We start from the raw sequence: 16,297 nt of genomic DNA, 5'->3' as shown, positions 1-16,297 counted from the left end.
GTGGTCGCCGGGGTGACTTGCGGTGAGGCGTGCCGGGAGGGCCGGTCCGGCGAACCGCAGCTGTCGCCAGGTGCTGGCCTCGGTGTCGGGTCCCAGCCGCAGGCGATGGCTCGTGCAGTCGCGACATCGACCGTTCTGCAGGGGAAGCGGCCCGGCACCGCACCGTTCGCAACATCCTTGCTGTTCAGCGTGTTTGCCATGCCAGTACCTACAGGCGTCGCACATTTGGTTTCGGCCCCACGAAAGGCAGTGATCGCAGCTTCGTGGCTGGGGTTGAGAGCGGGCCCGCTGGGCGTGTGGCAGCACGACCACCCCGTGGTCGAGACCGGGCGCCAGCAACCCGGCCTTGTTCAGGACCGTCGTGACTCCGGAGGGCTGGATGGGCAAGGCGTCAAGGATGGCGGCGTCGACCAGGTCCTGGCCTGCGGCATCGCGGGCCCCCAGCGCAAGAACCAAGGCGTCCACAGCCCTGACGCGCCCCGGCGCTCAACTCCCTACTGGCCGCGCTGCCCGAGGTGCCGGCCACGGTCTGGCTGGAGACCCAGCACGACAGTGACGACGGCCTGCCGCTGCGGATCCGGCCCGCCCGCCACGAGGTCCGCCGGCTGCCCCGCGAGGGCGGCGGGGCGAGGCTCGTCGCCGATGTCCGGGATGCCCTTCCCGATCTGCTCGGCGACCCGGTGGACGCCTATGTGTGGATCGCCTGCGACACCGTCACCACCCGCGCCCTCGCCCGGTTCGCCCGCAGGGAACTCGCCGTCCCGAAGGGGCGGTTGCACGCCCTCGGCTACTGGCGGCCCTGAACGCCCGCGGCCGGCCGGGCCGGCGACGGCTCCGTCGAGGAGTCCGCCGGCGGGGCCTCCTCCGGCGCTCGGTCAGCCCCCTGCGGGCGCGCCCGGATTCGTACGGAGGGGCGACGTTCGCACGGGATGGTGACGCGAAGGGTGAAGAAATGTAAGGTTACCCTTGCCTAAGTGGTTCTGGAACGACTGAACCGCACTCCCTCCGGTCTCGCGAAGCGGGTCTCGGAGTGGAGGGGAGCGAATGCCGCACGTCCTGGTGCGGGCATCCTGAGTGCAGGGGGATCGGTGGAGAACGGCCTGGCCGGGCGCGCGCATCGCGCCGGGGTTGCTGGAACTTCGCACACGGGTGGCCCCCTCGCGGCGCTGCCGTGGCTGGAGCGGTTCCGCGGCAAGATCGTCGTGATCAAGTTCGGCGGGAACGCCATGGTGGACGAGGGCCTCAAGGCGGCCTTCGCCCAGGACGTCGTCCTGCTGCGCTACGCGGGCGTCCGGCCGGTGGTGGTGCACGGCGGCGGTCCGCAGATCAGTGCCCACCTGGGGCGGCTCGGGATCAAGTCGCACTTCACCAACGGCCTGCGGGTCACCACGCCGGAGGCGATGGACGTCGTCCGGATGGTGCTGGCCGGTCAGGTGCAGCGCGAGCTGGTCGGTCTGGTGAACCGCCACGGCCCCTTCGCGGTCGGCATGACCGGTGAGGACGCCCACACGATGACGGCCGTCAGGCGCCACGCGGTCGTGGACGGCGAGCGGGTGGACCTCGGGCAGGTGGGGGACATCGCGGCCGTCGACCCCTCGATGGTGCGCACGCTGCTGGCGGACGGCAGGGTCCCGGTCATCTCCCCGGTCGCGCGCGGCGCGGACGGCGACGTCTACAACGTGAACGCGGACACCGCCGCCGCCGCGGTGGCCGCCGCCCTGGGCGCGGAGCTGCTGGTGATGCTCACCGATGTGGCCGGCCTCTACCGGGACTGGCCGCGTTCCCAGGAGGTGGTCCGTTCCTTGACGGCCTCCCAACTGGCCGATCTCCTACCGGGTCTGGCCAGTGGGATGGTCCCGAAGATGGAGGGCTGCCTGCGGGCCGTGCGGGCCGGTGTGGGCAGTGCGCGCGTCCTGGACGGGCGGGTCCGCCACGGGGTGCTGTCGGCGTTCGGCGGGTCGTCGGTGGGCACCGAGGTGGTGCCCGACGCGCGGCCGGCTCCGCAGCGGCCGCGCCGGGATGCGGCGGCCGGTGTGGAAGGACGGCAGGTCGCGATGGTTGGTTCGGGTACGACGCGGATTTGACTCACTCTTTCCAGTGATAGAAGTTAGGTAAGCCTTACCTATGTAAATGGGTGAGGGGGTGACGGACGGCCGCCACGGCGGTCGACCGGACACCGGCGGGGCCGAGAAGCAAGAAGCAACGGAAGGATCGATCATGTCGCGCGAGAACGGCGCAATCGACCGAGGCGAGGGCGCCGACGACCTGGTCGGCATAGGCTTCGGTCCCGCCAACCTGGCTCTGGCCATCGCCGTCGACGAGCACAACCGGCGGGACCCGCAGCAGGCCCTGAAGGTCGGCTTCCTGGAGAAGCAGGCCCGGTTCGGCTGGCACCGCGGGATGCTGCTGGAGGGGGCGACCATGCAGGTCTCCTTCCTCAAGGACCTCGTGACGATGCGGGACCCCCGCAGCCGCTTCACCTTCCTGACCTACCTCCAGGAGCGCGGGCGGCTGGCCGACTTCATCAACCAGAAGTCCTTCTACCCGACCCGCCTGGAGTTCCACGACTACTTCGAGTGGTGCGCCGCCGAGTTCGCCGACCGCACCGCCTACGGCCGCCGGGTCACCGCCGTGCACCCGGTGACCTCCCCGGACGGCCGCGTGGAGTACGTCGAGGTGGTCTCCGAGTCGGTCACCGACCCGGCGGACCGCGAGGTCCGAACGGCGCGCAACATCGCGGTGGGCACCGGCCTGAAGCCGCGGCTGCCGCAGGGCGTGACCGCCGGGGACCGCGTCATCCACACCCGGGACCTGCTGTTCCGCGCCCCCGACCTGATCGAGCGCCGCGAGGAACTGCGCCACCGCCGGTTCACGGTCGTCGGCGCCGGCCAGTCGGCCGCCGAGGCCGTGGAGTTCCTGCACCGGACCTTCCCCGAGGCGGAGATCTGCGCCGTCCTCACCCGGTACGGCTACAGCCCGGCCGACGACAGCCCGTTCGCCAACCGGATCTTCGACCCGTCCGCCGTCGACGAGTTCTACGCCGCGCCGGAGCAGGCCAAGAAGACCCTGCTCGACTACCACGCCAACACCAACTACTCGGTGGTCGACGGCGACCTGATCGAGCAGCTGTACCGGACGGTCTACCAGGAGAAGGTGGCCGGCCGGGAGCGGCTCAGGATCCTCAACGCCACGCGGCTCACCGGCGTCGGGCACCTCGCCGACGGCGCCGTCGCCGAAGTCCGCTCGCTGACCACCGGCGAGACCCTGGCCCTGGAGTCGGACGCCGTGGTGCTCGCCACCGGCTACGAGCACGTCGACCCGCGCGACCTGCTCGGCGAGCTCGGCGCGAGCTGCCGCACGGACGAGCTCGGCCGCCTGCGGGTCGACCGCGACCACCGGGTGCTGACCGAGGACCACGTCGAGGTGGGCATCTACCTCCAGGGCGGCACCGAGCACACCCACGGCATCACCTCGTCGCTGCTCTCCACCCTGGCGGTGCGCTCCGGCGAGATCTGCGACTCGCTGCTGCTGCGCCACACCGGGCGCCAGCTGCGGGCCGAGGACGGCCGCCTCGGCGTCACCGGCTGACGACCCCCGCCTGCTGACGACCCCGCCAGTACGTCGGTACGCCGACCGGTCGACCCGCCGGGTCGACCGGTGAACCCCCCCACGACCTGGAAGCGAATGAACCACGCCATGACCGACACCGACCGGACCGGGTCCGCAGCCGTCCTGGACGCCGAGAGCATCCGCGCCGACATCGCCGAACTCCTCGGCGAGGAGCCCGAGGCGGTCGGTGACGACGACGACCTCCGCGACCTCGGGCTCGACTCGATGCGCCTGATGCACCTGATCGAGCGGTGGCGCGCCCGGGGCGCCCGGGTGGAGTTCGCCGACCTGGCCGACCTCGGCGCCCCGACCGTCCGGGTGTGGTCCGCCTACCTCTCGGCGGCCTGACCGCAGATGACCCGCGGGACCCCCCCGCCCGCCCCACCGAGACACCGAGCGCCCCCGCGCACGCCACGCAGTACCCCCAAGGAGAACGATGAACACCCGTGCCCTGCCGTCCCGTGGTCTGAGAATCGCCGCCGTCGCCGGTGTCGCCGCCCTCGGCCTCACCGCCTGCGGCTCCAGCGGCGACAGCGAGAGCGACTCCGCCGCCGGCTCGACCGGTGGCGCCGCGGCCTCCCAGGTGATCGAGGCGACCAACGGCAAGATCACCGTCCCGGCCGGGGTCAAGCGGATCGTCTCGGTCTCGTACGCCACCGGTGCCCTGCTCGACCTCGGGGTGCAGCCGGTCGGCACCAGCACCATCGACGACAACAACCCGATGGAGCTGCTGCCCTCGCAGACCGAGGCCGCCAAGAAGATCGAGGCGATCGGCTCCGGCATCGAGATCAACGTCGAGAAGGTCGCCTCCCTCAAGCCCGACCTGATCGTGGTCGAGGGCGCCACCGCCTTCGACTGGGGCGTCAGCAAGCTCGAAGGCATCGCGCCGACCCTCTACTTCGGCATCGACAAGCCGGGCGACCTGTTCACCGCCCAGGAGAAGATCGCCACGGCCGTGGGCAAGGACACCGAGTTCAAGAAGCTGAAGTCGGACTACGAGGCGAAGGCCGCCAAGATCAAGGCCGACTACGCGGGCAAGCTCAACTCCGTCAAGTGGACCATCGCGTCCTCCTACGGCGGCGGCGAGTTCCTCGTGGACACCAGCAGCTCGTGGGTCGGCCGGGTGCTGACCGACGTGGGTGCCACGTTCTCCCAGGCCTCCAGCGACCCGAAGGAGCACGAGGTCACCTACTCGACCGAGAAGCTCGACGTGCTCGCCGACGCCGACGTCATCCTGGTGCCCAAGACGGCCGCCACCGGCGAGGTCCCGCAGGACACCAAGGACCTCGACAAGCAGCCGTCGTGGAAGAACCTCAAGGCCGTTCAGGCCAACAAGGTCATCCCGGTCACGTACGCCACCAGCGACCGGTACGGCACCTCGATCGACGTGCTCGGCCAGATCGAGACCATCCTCAAGGGCCTCTAGGCCCGGCCGGGTGGCCCGCCGTTCCCACCCCGGCGGGCCACCCCGAGCCCCGAGCCGCTCGGCACAGCCACCACGCGGCGCCACCACGCACCACGGCGCCACCACGTGCCACGCGGCTCCTCACAGCACGCACCACCACGCACCACAGCGCACCAGCGAGCGCCCCGGGCTGGCAACGTCGGCGGGGCCGCACCGAACCGGGAAGGGCCGACCATGCCTCAGGCGGGCACCAACACCACGCAGGTCGAGCCGGCCGCAGTCCTCCAGGAGTTGACGGCGGCGCAGGCAGGGGTCCTCGCCGCGCAGCGGATCGACCCGGACAACCCGGCCTACAACGTCGGCCAGTACGTCGAGATCACCGGGCCGTTCGAGCCCGCGCTGCTGGAGCGGGCGCTGCGCCGCACCCTCGCCGAGGCCGACGGCCTGCACGTCCGGCTCGCCGAGCACGAGGGCCGCACGGTCCAGCTGCCCACCGCCTTCGACGCCGAGGCCTGGCAGCTGCCGCAGCTCGACACCGGCGCCGCCGCCGACCCGGTGGCCGCCGCCACCGCACTCGTCCGGGCCCAGCTCGCCACCCCGACCCCGCTGGAGGGCCCCGGGGCCGGTCCGCTGCACGGCGCCCTGCTGGTCCGTGTCGGCGAGGACCGACACCTTTGGTTCCAGTGGTTCCACCACCTGGTCATCGACGGGTACAGCGTCGCGCTCTTCACCCGCCGGGTCGCCGAGATCTACACCGCCCTCGCCGGAGCCGCGCACCCCGCCGGAGCCGCGCACCCCGCCGGAGCCGCGACCAGTGCCGGAGCCGCGCACCCCGCCGGGGCCGCCGTGCCCGACAGCCCGTTCCGCCCGCTCGCCGTCCTGGTGGAGGCCGAGCGCGAGTACCTCGCCACCCCCGCCGCCGCCGAGGCCCGGGACTACTGGAACACCCGCTTCGCGGACCGCCCCACCGTCGTCGGCCTCACCGAGGCGACCGCCCAGGCCGCACCGGCGGCCCTGCACCACCGCGTCGAGCTGACCGCCGAGGACTCGGCCGCCGTGCTCGCCTCGGCCCGGGCGGCCCGCTCGACCTGGGCCGAGGCGGCCGTCTCCGCCCTCTCCGGCTACCTGCACCTGATGACCGGGGCGCCGGACGTCGTGCTCGGCATGCACTTCATGGCCCGCACCGCACCCGGCACCCTGCGCGTGCCCGGCATGGCCGTCAACATCCTGCCCGTCCGGATGTCCGTCGCCGGCACCGACAGCCACACCGACCTGATGCGCCGCTCCGCCGCCGAACTCACCGCCACCCGGCGCCACCAGCGCCACCGGGGCGAGGAGATCCGCCGCGACCTGGGCCTGGTCGGCACCGACCACCGGCTCCACGGCCCGCTGCTCAACATCAAGCCCTTCGACCTCGACCTGGACTTCGCGGGCAGTCCCGGACGGACCGTCACCCTGGCCTCCGGCCCGGTCGAGGACCTCTCGCTGTCCGTCACCAAGACCCCGGACGACCGGCTGGTGCTGGAGTTCGGGGCCAACCCGGAGCTCTACACCCAGGCCGCGCTGGACCTGCACGCCCAGCGCTGCGCGGCCCTGCTCGCCCGGCTCGCCGCCGAGCCGGACCGGCCGCTCGCCGAGCAGCCGCTGCTCGCCGACGCCGAGCGCGCCGCCGTGCTGCACGACTGGAACGCCACCGCCCGCGAGGTCCGCGAGGGCACCCTGGTCAGCCGGATCGCCGAACGGGTGGCCGCCACCCCGCAGGCCCCCGCCGTCGTCTTCGAGGGCGAGACGCTCACCTACCGGGCACTCGCCGAGCGCTCCGACGCGCTGGCCCGCTCCCTGGTCGCGGCCGGGGCCGGCCCGGACACCGTGGTGGCCGTCGCCGTCCCGCGCTCCGCCGAGCTGCTGGTCGCCCTGCTCGGCGTCCTCAAGGCCGGCGCCGCCTACCTGCCGCTGGACGCCGACTACCCGGCCGACCGGCTCGCCTACATGATCGAGGACGCCCGCCCGGTCCGCGTCGTCACCGTCCCGGACCTGCTCGACCGGCTGCCGGAGGCCGCGCGCGCCGACGCCGTCCTGATCGGCCCCGGGCACGCCCCGGCCGGAGCCACCACGACCGCGCTGCCGGTCGTCGACCCGGACTCCGCCGCCTACGTCATCTACACCTCCGGCTCCACCGGCCGCCCCAAGGGCGTCGTGGTCCCGCACCGCGCGATCGTCAACCGCCTCGCCTGGATGCAGCACGCCTACCGCCTCACCCCCGAGGACCGCGTCCTGCAGAAGACCCCGGCCAGCTTCGACGTCTCCGTCTGGGAGTTCTTCTGGGCGCTCTGCGAGGGCGCCGCCGTCGTGCCGGCCCGCCCCGAGGGCCACAAGGACCCGGCCTACCTCGCCGGCCTGATCGCCGAAGCGGGCGTCACCACCGTGCACTTCGTGCCGTCCATGCTCCGCGCCTTCCTGGAGGAGCCGACCGTCGCCGCGGCCTGCGGCGGGCTGCGCCGCGCGTTCTGCTCCGGCGAGGCGCTGCCCGGCGACGTCGTCGAACGCTGGTACGCCGCACTGCCCGACGTCCCGCTGCACAACCTCTACGGGCCCACCGAGGCCGCTGTGGACGTCACCTACCACCGCACCGAGCCCGGCGCCGGCGTCGTCCCGATCGGACGCCCCGTCTGGAACACCCGCCTGTACGTGCTGGACGCCCGGCTGCGGCCGGTCCCGGTCGGCGTGCCCGGCGAGCTGTACCTGGCCGGCGTCCAGCTGGCCCGCGGCTACCTCGGCCGCCCCGGCCTGACCGCCGAGCGTTTCGTCGCCGACCCGTTCGGCGACGGCACGGGGGCACCCCCGGCCGAAGGCGGGGGGAGGCTCTACCGCACCGGCGACCTCGTCCGCTGGGCCCCCGACGGCACCGTGGAGTACCTCGGCCGCACCGACGACCAGGTCAAGGTCCGCGGCTTCCGGATCGAACTCGGCGAGATCGAGGCCGCCCTGGAGGCCCTCCCCGAGGTCGCCCGGGCGGCCGTCACCGCCCGCGAGCTGACCCCCGGCGGCGCCCGTCAGCTGGTCGGGTACGTGGCGCCCGCGCCCGCCGATCCGGAGGCGCTGCGCGCCGCCCTCGCCGCCACCCTGCCCGAACACCTGGTCCCGGCCGTCCTGATCGGCCTCGACGCGCTGCCGCTGAGCCTCAACGGCAAGCTCGACCGCAAGGCGCTGCCCGCCCCCAGGCCGGCCGCCGACGGCGCCGCGCGCACGCCGCGCACCGAGACCGAGCGGATCCTCGCCGACCTCGTCGCCGAGGTCCTCGGCCTGGACGCGGTCGGCGTCGACGACAACTTCTTCTCGCTCGGCGGCGACAGCATCTCCGCCATCCAGCTCGGCAGCCGCGCCCGCAAGGCCGGCCTCGCCCTCACCCCCCGGGTCGTCTTCGAACGGCGCACCGTGGCCCGGATCGCCGCCGTCGCCGAGCAGGCCGCCCCGGTGGCCCGCCCCTCCGGCGTCGAGCGCACCGGCCCGCTGCCCGCCACCGCGATCAGCGCCTGGCTGCGGGAGCGCGGCGGCCCGGTCGCCCGGTTCAGCCAGCACACCGTGATCACCGTCCCGGCCGGCCTTGACCGCGCCCGGCTCGCCACCGCCCTGGACACCCTGACCGACCACCACGACGCCCTGCGGCTGCGCCTGCACGTCGGCGCGGACGGCGCCTGGACCCAGGAGATCCGGCCCGCCGGCAGCGCTCCCGCCGCCGACCGGCTGCGCCACGTCACCGTCGCCCCGCGGGAGCTGCCCGCCGCCGCCGCGACCGAGCGGGCGGCCGCCGTCGACCGGCTCGACCCCGAGCAGGGCGTCGTCCTGCAGGCCGTCCACCTGGACGCCGGCCCGGACAGCCCCGGCCTGCTCGCCCTCGCCGTCCACCACCTGGCCGTGGACGGCGTCTCCTGGCGCATCCTGCTCCCGGACCTTCACGCCGCCTACGAGGGCCGCCCGCTCGACCCGGTCGCCACCTCGCCGCGCGGCTGGGCGCTCGGCCTCGCCGAGGCGGCCACCGGCGACCTCGTCCGCGCCGAACTGCCCCGCTGGCAGGCCGTCCTGGCCGACGGCGCCGGCCCGCTGCTCGGCGACCGCCCGCTCGACCGGGCCCGCGACACCGCCGCCACCACCCGCCGGCTGCGCCTCACCCTGCCCGCCGCCCGCACCGCCCCGCTGCTCACCGCGGTGCCCGCCACCCACCGGGCCGGCGTGGACCACACCCTGCTCGCCGGGCTCGCCCTCGCCCTGCTCGGCCGGCGCCGCGACCGGCACGGCGCCGGAGCCCGCGCCGACCTGCTGCTGCGGCTGGAGGGCCACGGCCGCGAGGACGGCCTCGTCCCGGGCGCCGACACCGGCCGCACCGTGGGCTGGCTGACCACCGAGTTCCCGGCCCGGCTCGACCTCGCCGGCCTCGACCTCGACGACGCCCTGGCCGGTGGCCCCGCCGCCGGGCGCGCCCTGGCCCTGGTCAAGGAGCAGCTGCGCGCCCTGCCGCACGCCGGCGCCGGCTACGGCCTGCTCCGGTACCTGGACCCGGTCTCCGGCCCCGCCCTCGCCGACGCCGACCAGCCCCAGCTGCTCTTCAACTACCTCGGCCGCTTCACCGCGGACGGCGCCGACTGGACGCCCGCCCGCGCCGCCGGCGACGCCATCGCCGCCGGAGCCGACCCCGCGCTGCCCGCCGCCCACGCCCTGGAGGTCGGCGCGTTCGTCCACGACGGCCCCGACGGCGCCGAACTCGCCGTCACCCTCTCCTGGCCGCACGGCGTGCTGACCGAGGAGGCCGTGCGCGACCTCGCCGAGCGCTGGTTCGCCGCGCTGGACGCCCTCGCCGCGTACGCGGCCCGCCCGGACGCCGGCGGGCTCACCCCCACCGACGTCCCGCTGGCCGCCGTCACCCAGCCGCTGCTGGACCGGATCGCCGCCGAGCACCCCGGCACCGTCGACGTCCTGCCGCTCTCGCCGCTCCAGGAGGGCCTGCTCTTCCACGCCCTGTACCAGCACGAGGAGGGCGCCGACGACCTCTACACCTCGCTGACCTCGCTCGACCTGCGGGGCCCGCTCGACCTCCCGGCCCTGCGCCGGGCGGTGGACGCCGTCGTCAACCGGCACTCCGCGCTGCGCTCCGGCTTCACCGCGCCGGCCGAGCAGCCGCTCCAACTGGTGGCAGGCAGCGTCACGGTGCCCTGGACGGAGCACGACCTCACCGCCCTGCCCGCCGACCGGCAGGCCGCCGGGATCGCCCGGATCGAGGGCGAGGAGGCCTCCCGCCGGTTCGACCTGGCCCGGCCGCCGCTGGTGCGCTGCGCCCTCGTCACCCTCGGCGCGGACCACCACCGCCTGGTGCTGACCCGCCACCACATCGTCATGGACGGTTGGTCCACCCCCGTCCTGCTGCGCGAGCTGGTCACCGCCTACGGCGCTGGCGGCGACGGCGCCGCGCTGCCCGCCACCACCCCCTACGCGGACCACCTCGGCTGGCTGGCCGGCCGGGACGCCGGGGCCGACGCCCGCGCCTGGCGCACCGCGCTGGCGGGCCTGGAGGCGCCCACCCTGCTGGCCGACACCCTGGGCCGCCCGGCCGCCGGCCCGGCCGCCGCCGGCGCCGAGCTCCACCTGCCGCTGCCGGCCGCCCTCTCGGCGGCGCTCACCGGCACCGCCCGCGCACACGGACTGACCCTCAACACCCTGGTCCAGGGCGCCTGGGCGATCCTGCTCGGCCGTCTCACCGGCCGCACCGACGTGGTCTTCGGCGCGACCGTCTCCGGCCGCCCCGGCGACCTGCCGGGGGTGGAGTCCATGGTGGGCCTGTTCAGCAACACCGTGCCGGTCCGCTTCCGCCCCGAGGAGGACGAGCCCGCCGTGGAGGCGCTGATCCGCCTCCAGGCCCAGCAGTCCGCCCTGCTCGACCACCAGTACCTCGGCCTGGCCGACATCCAGGCTCTCGCCGGGCACGGCACCCTGTTCGACACCCTGCTGGTCTTCGAGAACTACCCGGTCGACCCCGACCGGCTGACGGCGCGCGGCCTGCGGGTCGCCGGCATCGGCAACCGGGGTGCCACCCACTACCCGCTGACCGTGCTCACCCTCCCCGGCGAGGCGCCGCGGCTCACCGTCGAGTACCGCGCCGACGTGTTCACCGCCGAGCAGGCCGCCGCCGTCGGCGCCCGCCTGCTGCGGCTGCTGGAGGCCGTCGCCACCGGGCCCGGGACGCCCGTCGGCGAGCTGGACATCCTGGACGAGCAGGAGCGCGCCACGCTGCTGCACGGCTGGAACGCCACCGGCCGGGACGTCCCCGCCGGTACCGTCGTCGACGCCTTCGAGACCCGCGCCGCCGCCACCCCCGACGACACCGCCGTCGTCTTCGGCGAGCAGCGCCTCAGCTACGCCGAGCTGGCCGGCCGGGTCGACCTGACCGCCCGCCACCTCGCGGCGCTCGGTGCCCGCCCCGGGCACGTGGTCGCGCTGGCCCTGCCCCGCTCGGCCGACCTGGTGGCGGCCCTGCTCGGCGTGCTCAAGTCGGGCGCCGCCTACCTGCCGGTCGACCTCGACCACCCGGACGAGCGGATCGCCCTGATGCTCGCCGACGCCGAACCCCTGGTCACCCTCACCACCGAGGAGGTCGCCCGCAGCCGCCCGGCCCTCGCCGCGCACGGCCTGGGCACCCTGACCACCGACCGGCTCGGCGCGCTGGACGCCGACCCCGTCCGCCCCGACCCCGACGACCTGGCCTACGTCATCCACACCTCCGGCTCCACCGGGCGCCCCAAGGGCGTCCAGGTGCCGCACCGGGGCCTGGCCAACATGCTGGAGCACCACGGCGGGACGGTCTTCGCCCGGGCGGAGGAGGCCGCCGGCGGGCGCCGGCTGCGGGCCGCGCACACCGCGTCGTTCTCCTTCGACTCCTCCTGGGAGCAGCTGCTCTGGCTGATCCGCGGCCACGAACTGCACGTCTACGGCGAGGACCTGCGCCGCGACCCGCAGGCCCTGGTCGCCCGGCTGCTCGCCGACCGGATCGACACCCTGGACGTGACCCCGTCGTTCGGCCGGCAGCTGGTCGAATGGGGCCTGCTCGACTCCGCGGCGCACCGCCCGCTGCTCTTCCTGGTCGGCGGCGAGGCCGTCGGCGACGCCCTGTGGAGCCGCATCCGCGACACCGAGGGCGTGCTCGGCCACAACTTCTACGGCCCGACCGAGTACACCGTCGACACCCTCGGCGCGGCCCTGGACGACAGCCCCACCCCGTTCGTCGGCCGGCCGATCGGCAACACCCGGGTCTACGTGCTGGACGCCCGGCTGCGGCCCGTCCCGGCCGGCGTGCCCGGCGAGCTGTACATCGCGGGGGAGGGGCTGGCGCGCGGCTACGGCAACCGCCCGGGCCTGACCGCCGCCCGCTTCGTCGCCTGCCCGTTCGGCGACGGCGAGAGGATGTACCGCACCGGCGACGTGGTCCGGTGGCGCGCCGACGGGACGCTGGACTACCTGGGCCGCGACGACGACCAGGTGAAGATCCGCGGCTTCCGGATCGAGCCGGGCGAGGTCGAGGCCGCACTCGCGGCCCTGCCGGAGGTGGCCCGGGCCGCCGTGCTGGCCCGCTCCACCGCCACCGGCGTCAAGCGCCTGATCGGCTACGTCGTCCCCGCCCCCGGCGCCGAGGCCGATCCGGCCGCGCTGCGCCGCGCGCTGGCCGGGTCGCTGCCCGAGTACATGGTCCCCGCCGCGATCGTGGCGCTGCCCGCCCTGCCGCTGAACGTCAACGGCAAGCTGGACCGGCACGCCCTGCCCGAGCCCGAGGCGAGCGCCTTCTCGGCGCCCGCCGGCCGCGCCCCGCGCGACGAGCGGGAGGCCGTCGTCTGCGGCGTCTTCGCCGACGTGCTCGGCCTGCCGCAGGCCGGTGTCGAGGACGACTTCTTCGACCTCGGCGGCCACTCCCTGCTCGCCACCCGGGTGGTCGGCCGGCTCCGCGCCGCCCTGAGGGTCGAGGTCGCGGTACGGGACCTCTTCGAGAGCCGCACCCCCGCGGCCCTCGCCGCCCGCCTGGCCACCGCCGTCACCGGGCGCCCCGCCCCGGTGGCGCGGCCCCGCCCCGAGCCGCTGCCGCTCTCCGCCGCCCAGGCCCGGCTCTGGTTCCTGTACCGGCTGGAGGGCCCGAGCACCGCGTACACCATCCCGTGCGCGCTGCGGATCGACGGCGCGGTCGACGCCGAGGCCCTGCGCGCGGCCTTCGCCGACGTGCTGGCCCGGCACGAGGCGCTGCGGACCGTCTTCCCCGACCGGGACGGCCGGCCCCACCAGCGCATCCTGACCCCCGAGCAGGCCGGCGTGCCCTTCAGCACGGAGCAGGTCGCCGCCGGCCGGCTCGACGAGGCGGTCGCCGCCGCCGGCGCGTACGCCTTCGAGCTGGCCGAGGAGGTCCCGGTCCGCGCCACCCTGCTCACCGCGGGCCCCGAGCGCTCGGTGCTGAGCGTGGCGCTGCACCACATCGCGGGCGACGAGTGGTCCGAGGGGGTGCTGCTGCGCGACCTCGACCACGCGTACGCCGCCCGCCTGGCCGGTACGGCGCCGGTCTTCGAGCCGCTGCCGCTCCAGTACGCGGACCACGCGCTCTGGCAGGCGGACCTGCTCGCCGACCCGGACGGCAGCGCCGCCGCGCAGGCCCGCTACTGGACCGGGCGGCTGGCCGGCCTGCCGGCCGAACTCGCCCTGCCGACCGACCGGCCGAGGCCCGCCGAGGCCACCGGCCGGGGCGGCGCGGTGCGGCTGCGACTGCCCGACACCCTGCACCGGGAGCTGCGCGACTACGCCCGGCGCACCGGCGCGACGCCGTTCATGGTCACCCAGGCGGCCGCCGCGCTGCTGCTCGGCGGGCTCGCCGGCACCACCGACGTGGCGCTCGGCACCCCGGTCGCCGGGCGCGCCGACGAGGTGCTGGAGCCGGTGGTCGGCTTCTTCGTCAACACCCTGGTGCTGCGGCACGACCTCTCCGCCCGTTCCACCGGGGGCGCCCCCACGGGCGAGCCGACCTTCGACGACCTGGTGGCCCGCGCCCGGGAGACCGTGCTGGGCGCACTCGCCCACCAGGACCTGCCGTTCGACCGGCTGGTCGAGATCGTCAACCCGGAGCGCTCGCTGGGCCGCCACCCGCTGTTCCAGGTGATGGTGCAGCACCGCAAGGAGGCCGGCGGCCTGGACGCCCTGCTGGGCGCCCGCACCGCGCTGCTGCCCGACCCGGTGCACGCGGCCCGCTTCGACCTGGCCTTCACCTTCGTGGAGTCCGCCGACGGCGACCACACCGACCTCACCGTCATCTACGCGAGCGACCTCTTCCACCGCTCCACCGGGCGGCTGTTCGGCGCCCGCCTGCTGCGGGTGCTGGAGCAGGCGCTGGCCGCCCCCGACCGCCCGGCCGCCCGGGTCGAGCTGACCGGCGCCCAGGAGCGGCGCGGGCTCGCGGGGGAGTGGAACGCCACCGACCGCGAGGTGGCGCCGGGCACGCTGGTGACCCGGATCGCCGAGCGGGTCGCCGCCACGCCCGACGCGGTCGCGGTGGTCTTCGAGGGAACGGAACTGACCTACCGCGGCCTCGACGAGCGCGCCGCCCGGCTGGCCCGCGTCCTCGCCGCCCACGGCGCCGGCCCCGACCGGATCGTCGCGGTCGCCGTCCCGCGCTCGGTGGAGCTGATGGTCGCCCTGCTCGCGGTGCTCAAGTCCGGCGCGGCCTACCTGCCGCTGGACACCGAGTACCCGGCCGACCGGCTGGCCGCGATGGTCGAGGACGCCGCCCCGGTGTGCGTGCTCACCGTGCCCGGCTCGGCGCAGGCGCTGCCCGTCGTCCCCGGCGTTCCGGTGCTCGCCGTGGACGCCGACGGACCGCAGGCCGAGCCGGCCGCCCCGGAGCCGGACCACCCCGCGTACGTCATCTTCACCTCCGGCTCGACCGGCCGCCCCAAGGGCGTCGTCGTCCCCCACCGGGCGATCGTCAACCGGCTCGACTGGATGCGCGAGGTCTACAGCATCACCCCGCAGGACCGGATCCTGCAGAAGACCCCGGCCAGCTTCGACGTCTCGGTCTGGGAGTTCTTCCTGCCGCTGGTCAGCGGCGCCCGGGTGGTGCTGGCCAGGCCCGGCGGCCACCGGGAGCCCGAGTACCTGGCCGCGCTCGCCGCCGGCGCGGGCATCTCCACCGCGCACTTCGTGCCGTCCATGCTCACCGCCTTCACCGCCGTGGCCGAGACCGACCGCGCCGTCCGGGAGCGCTTCGCCGGCGTGCGCCGGGTGTTCTGCTCCGGCGAGGCCCTGCCGCCCGCCGCGGTCGAGCGCTTCGCCGCCCTCTGGCCGCAGATCGAGCTGCACAACCTGTACGGGCCCACCGAGGCCGCCGTGGACGTCACCTACCACCGGGCCTGGGCCGGGTCCGGCGTCGTCCCGATCGGACGCCCCGTCTGGAACACCCGCCTGTACGTGCTGGACGCCCGGCTGCGGCCGGTCCCGGTCGGCGTGCCCGGCGAGCTGTACCTGGCCGGCGTCCAGCTGGCCCGCGGCTACCTGGGCCGCCCCGGCCTGAGCGCCGGCCGGTTCGTCGCCGACCCGTTCGCCGCCGGTGTGGGGGTCCCCCCGGCCGAAGGCTGGGGGCGCATGTACCGCACCGGCGACCTCGTCCGGCGCCTGGTCGACGGCGAGGTCGAGTACCTCGGCCGCACCGACGACCAGGTGAAGGTCCGCGGCTTCCGGATCGAACTCGGCGAGGTCGAGGCCGCCCTGGCCGCCGCGCCCGGCGTGGCCCAGGCGGCGGTCGTCGCCCGCGCCGTCACCGAGGGCGGGGCCCGGCAGCTGTTCGGCTACGTCGTCCCGCAGCCCGGCGCCTCGGTCGGCGGCGACGCCGTCCGCACCGCCGTCGCCGCGGTGCTGCCCGAGCACATGGTCCCGGCCGCCGTCACCGTGCTGGACGCGCTGCCGCTGAGCGTCAACGGCAAGCTCGACCGCAAGGCCCTGCCCGACCCGGCGCGGCGCCCGGCGGCCGCCGCCCCGACGGCCGGACACACCCCGGGCCGCGCCCTGGCCAGGGTCTTCGCCGAGGTGCTGGGCCTGCCCGAGGTCGGCGAGGAGGAGAACTTCTTCGCCCTCGGCGGCGACAGCATCGTCTCCATCCAGCTGGTCAGCCGGGCCCGCGCGGCCGGCTTCCCGATCGCCGCCAAGGACGTCTTCCAGTACCCGACCCCGGCCGCGCTCGCCGCCGCCAAGGGCCTGGGCGCGCCCGCGGCC

The 16,297-nt window shown here is 75.4% G+C and carries 5 protein-coding genes and 1 pseudogene; all 6 read left to right on the top strand.

The features are described 5' to 3' along the window. Positions 1-479: 479 nt before the first annotated feature. Positions 480-803: pseudogene (locus ACFVYI_RS41245) on the top strand (SIP domain-containing protein); the annotation flags it as partial. A 297-nt stretch (positions 804-1,100) separates the two neighbouring features. Beyond that, positions 1,101-2,084 (top strand): acetylglutamate kinase, encoded by a 984-nt coding sequence (gene argB, locus ACFVYI_RS41240; protein ID WP_387895052.1) that lies wholly within the window; start codon positions 1,101-1,103, stop codon positions 2,082-2,084. 133 nt (positions 2,085-2,217) lie between these two features. Further along, positions 2,218-3,588: a lysine N(6)-hydroxylase/L-ornithine N(5)-oxygenase family protein gene (locus tag ACFVYI_RS41235; protein WP_387895051.1), complete on the top strand. Its 1,371-nt coding sequence runs from the start codon at positions 2,218-2,220 to the stop codon at positions 3,586-3,588. A gap of 108 nt (positions 3,589-3,696) precedes the next feature. Further along, positions 3,697-3,957 carry a phosphopantetheine-binding protein gene (locus ACFVYI_RS41230; protein WP_387895050.1) on the top strand — a complete coding sequence of 87 codons (261 nt, stop codon included), beginning with the start codon at positions 3,697-3,699 and terminating at the stop codon, positions 3,955-3,957. A gap of 88 nt (positions 3,958-4,045) precedes the next feature. Continuing rightward, positions 4,046-5,035, top strand: coding sequence for an ABC transporter substrate-binding protein (locus ACFVYI_RS41225; RefSeq protein ID WP_387895048.1), 990 nt, complete (start codon positions 4,046-4,048; stop codon positions 5,033-5,035). A gap of 213 nt (positions 5,036-5,248) precedes the next feature. Beyond that, positions 5,249-16,297: amino acid adenylation domain-containing protein (locus ACFVYI_RS41220; RefSeq protein WP_387895046.1), on the top strand; the 11,049-nt coding region annotated here is incomplete at its 3' end.

This window comes from Kitasatospora sp. NPDC058218 (assembly GCF_042882445.1).
Classification (GTDB): Bacteria; Actinomycetota; Actinomycetes; order Streptomycetales; family Streptomycetaceae; genus Kitasatospora.
This window is presented reverse-complemented; position numbering and strand designations above follow the sequence as displayed.

Excerpts from the sequence above, each read along its gene's own strand:
- ACFVYI_RS41230 (WP_387895050.1), top strand. The coding sequence starts at position 3,697 with ATGACCGACACCGACCGGACCGGGTCCGCAGCCGTCCTGGACGCCGAG.
- ACFVYI_RS41225 (WP_387895048.1), top strand. The coding sequence starts at position 4,046 with ATGAACACCCGTGCCCTGCCGTCCCGTGGTCTGAGAATCGCCGCCGTC.
- ACFVYI_RS41235 (WP_387895051.1), top strand. The coding sequence starts at position 2,218 with ATGTCGCGCGAGAACGGCGCAATCGACCGAGGCGAGGGCGCCGACGAC.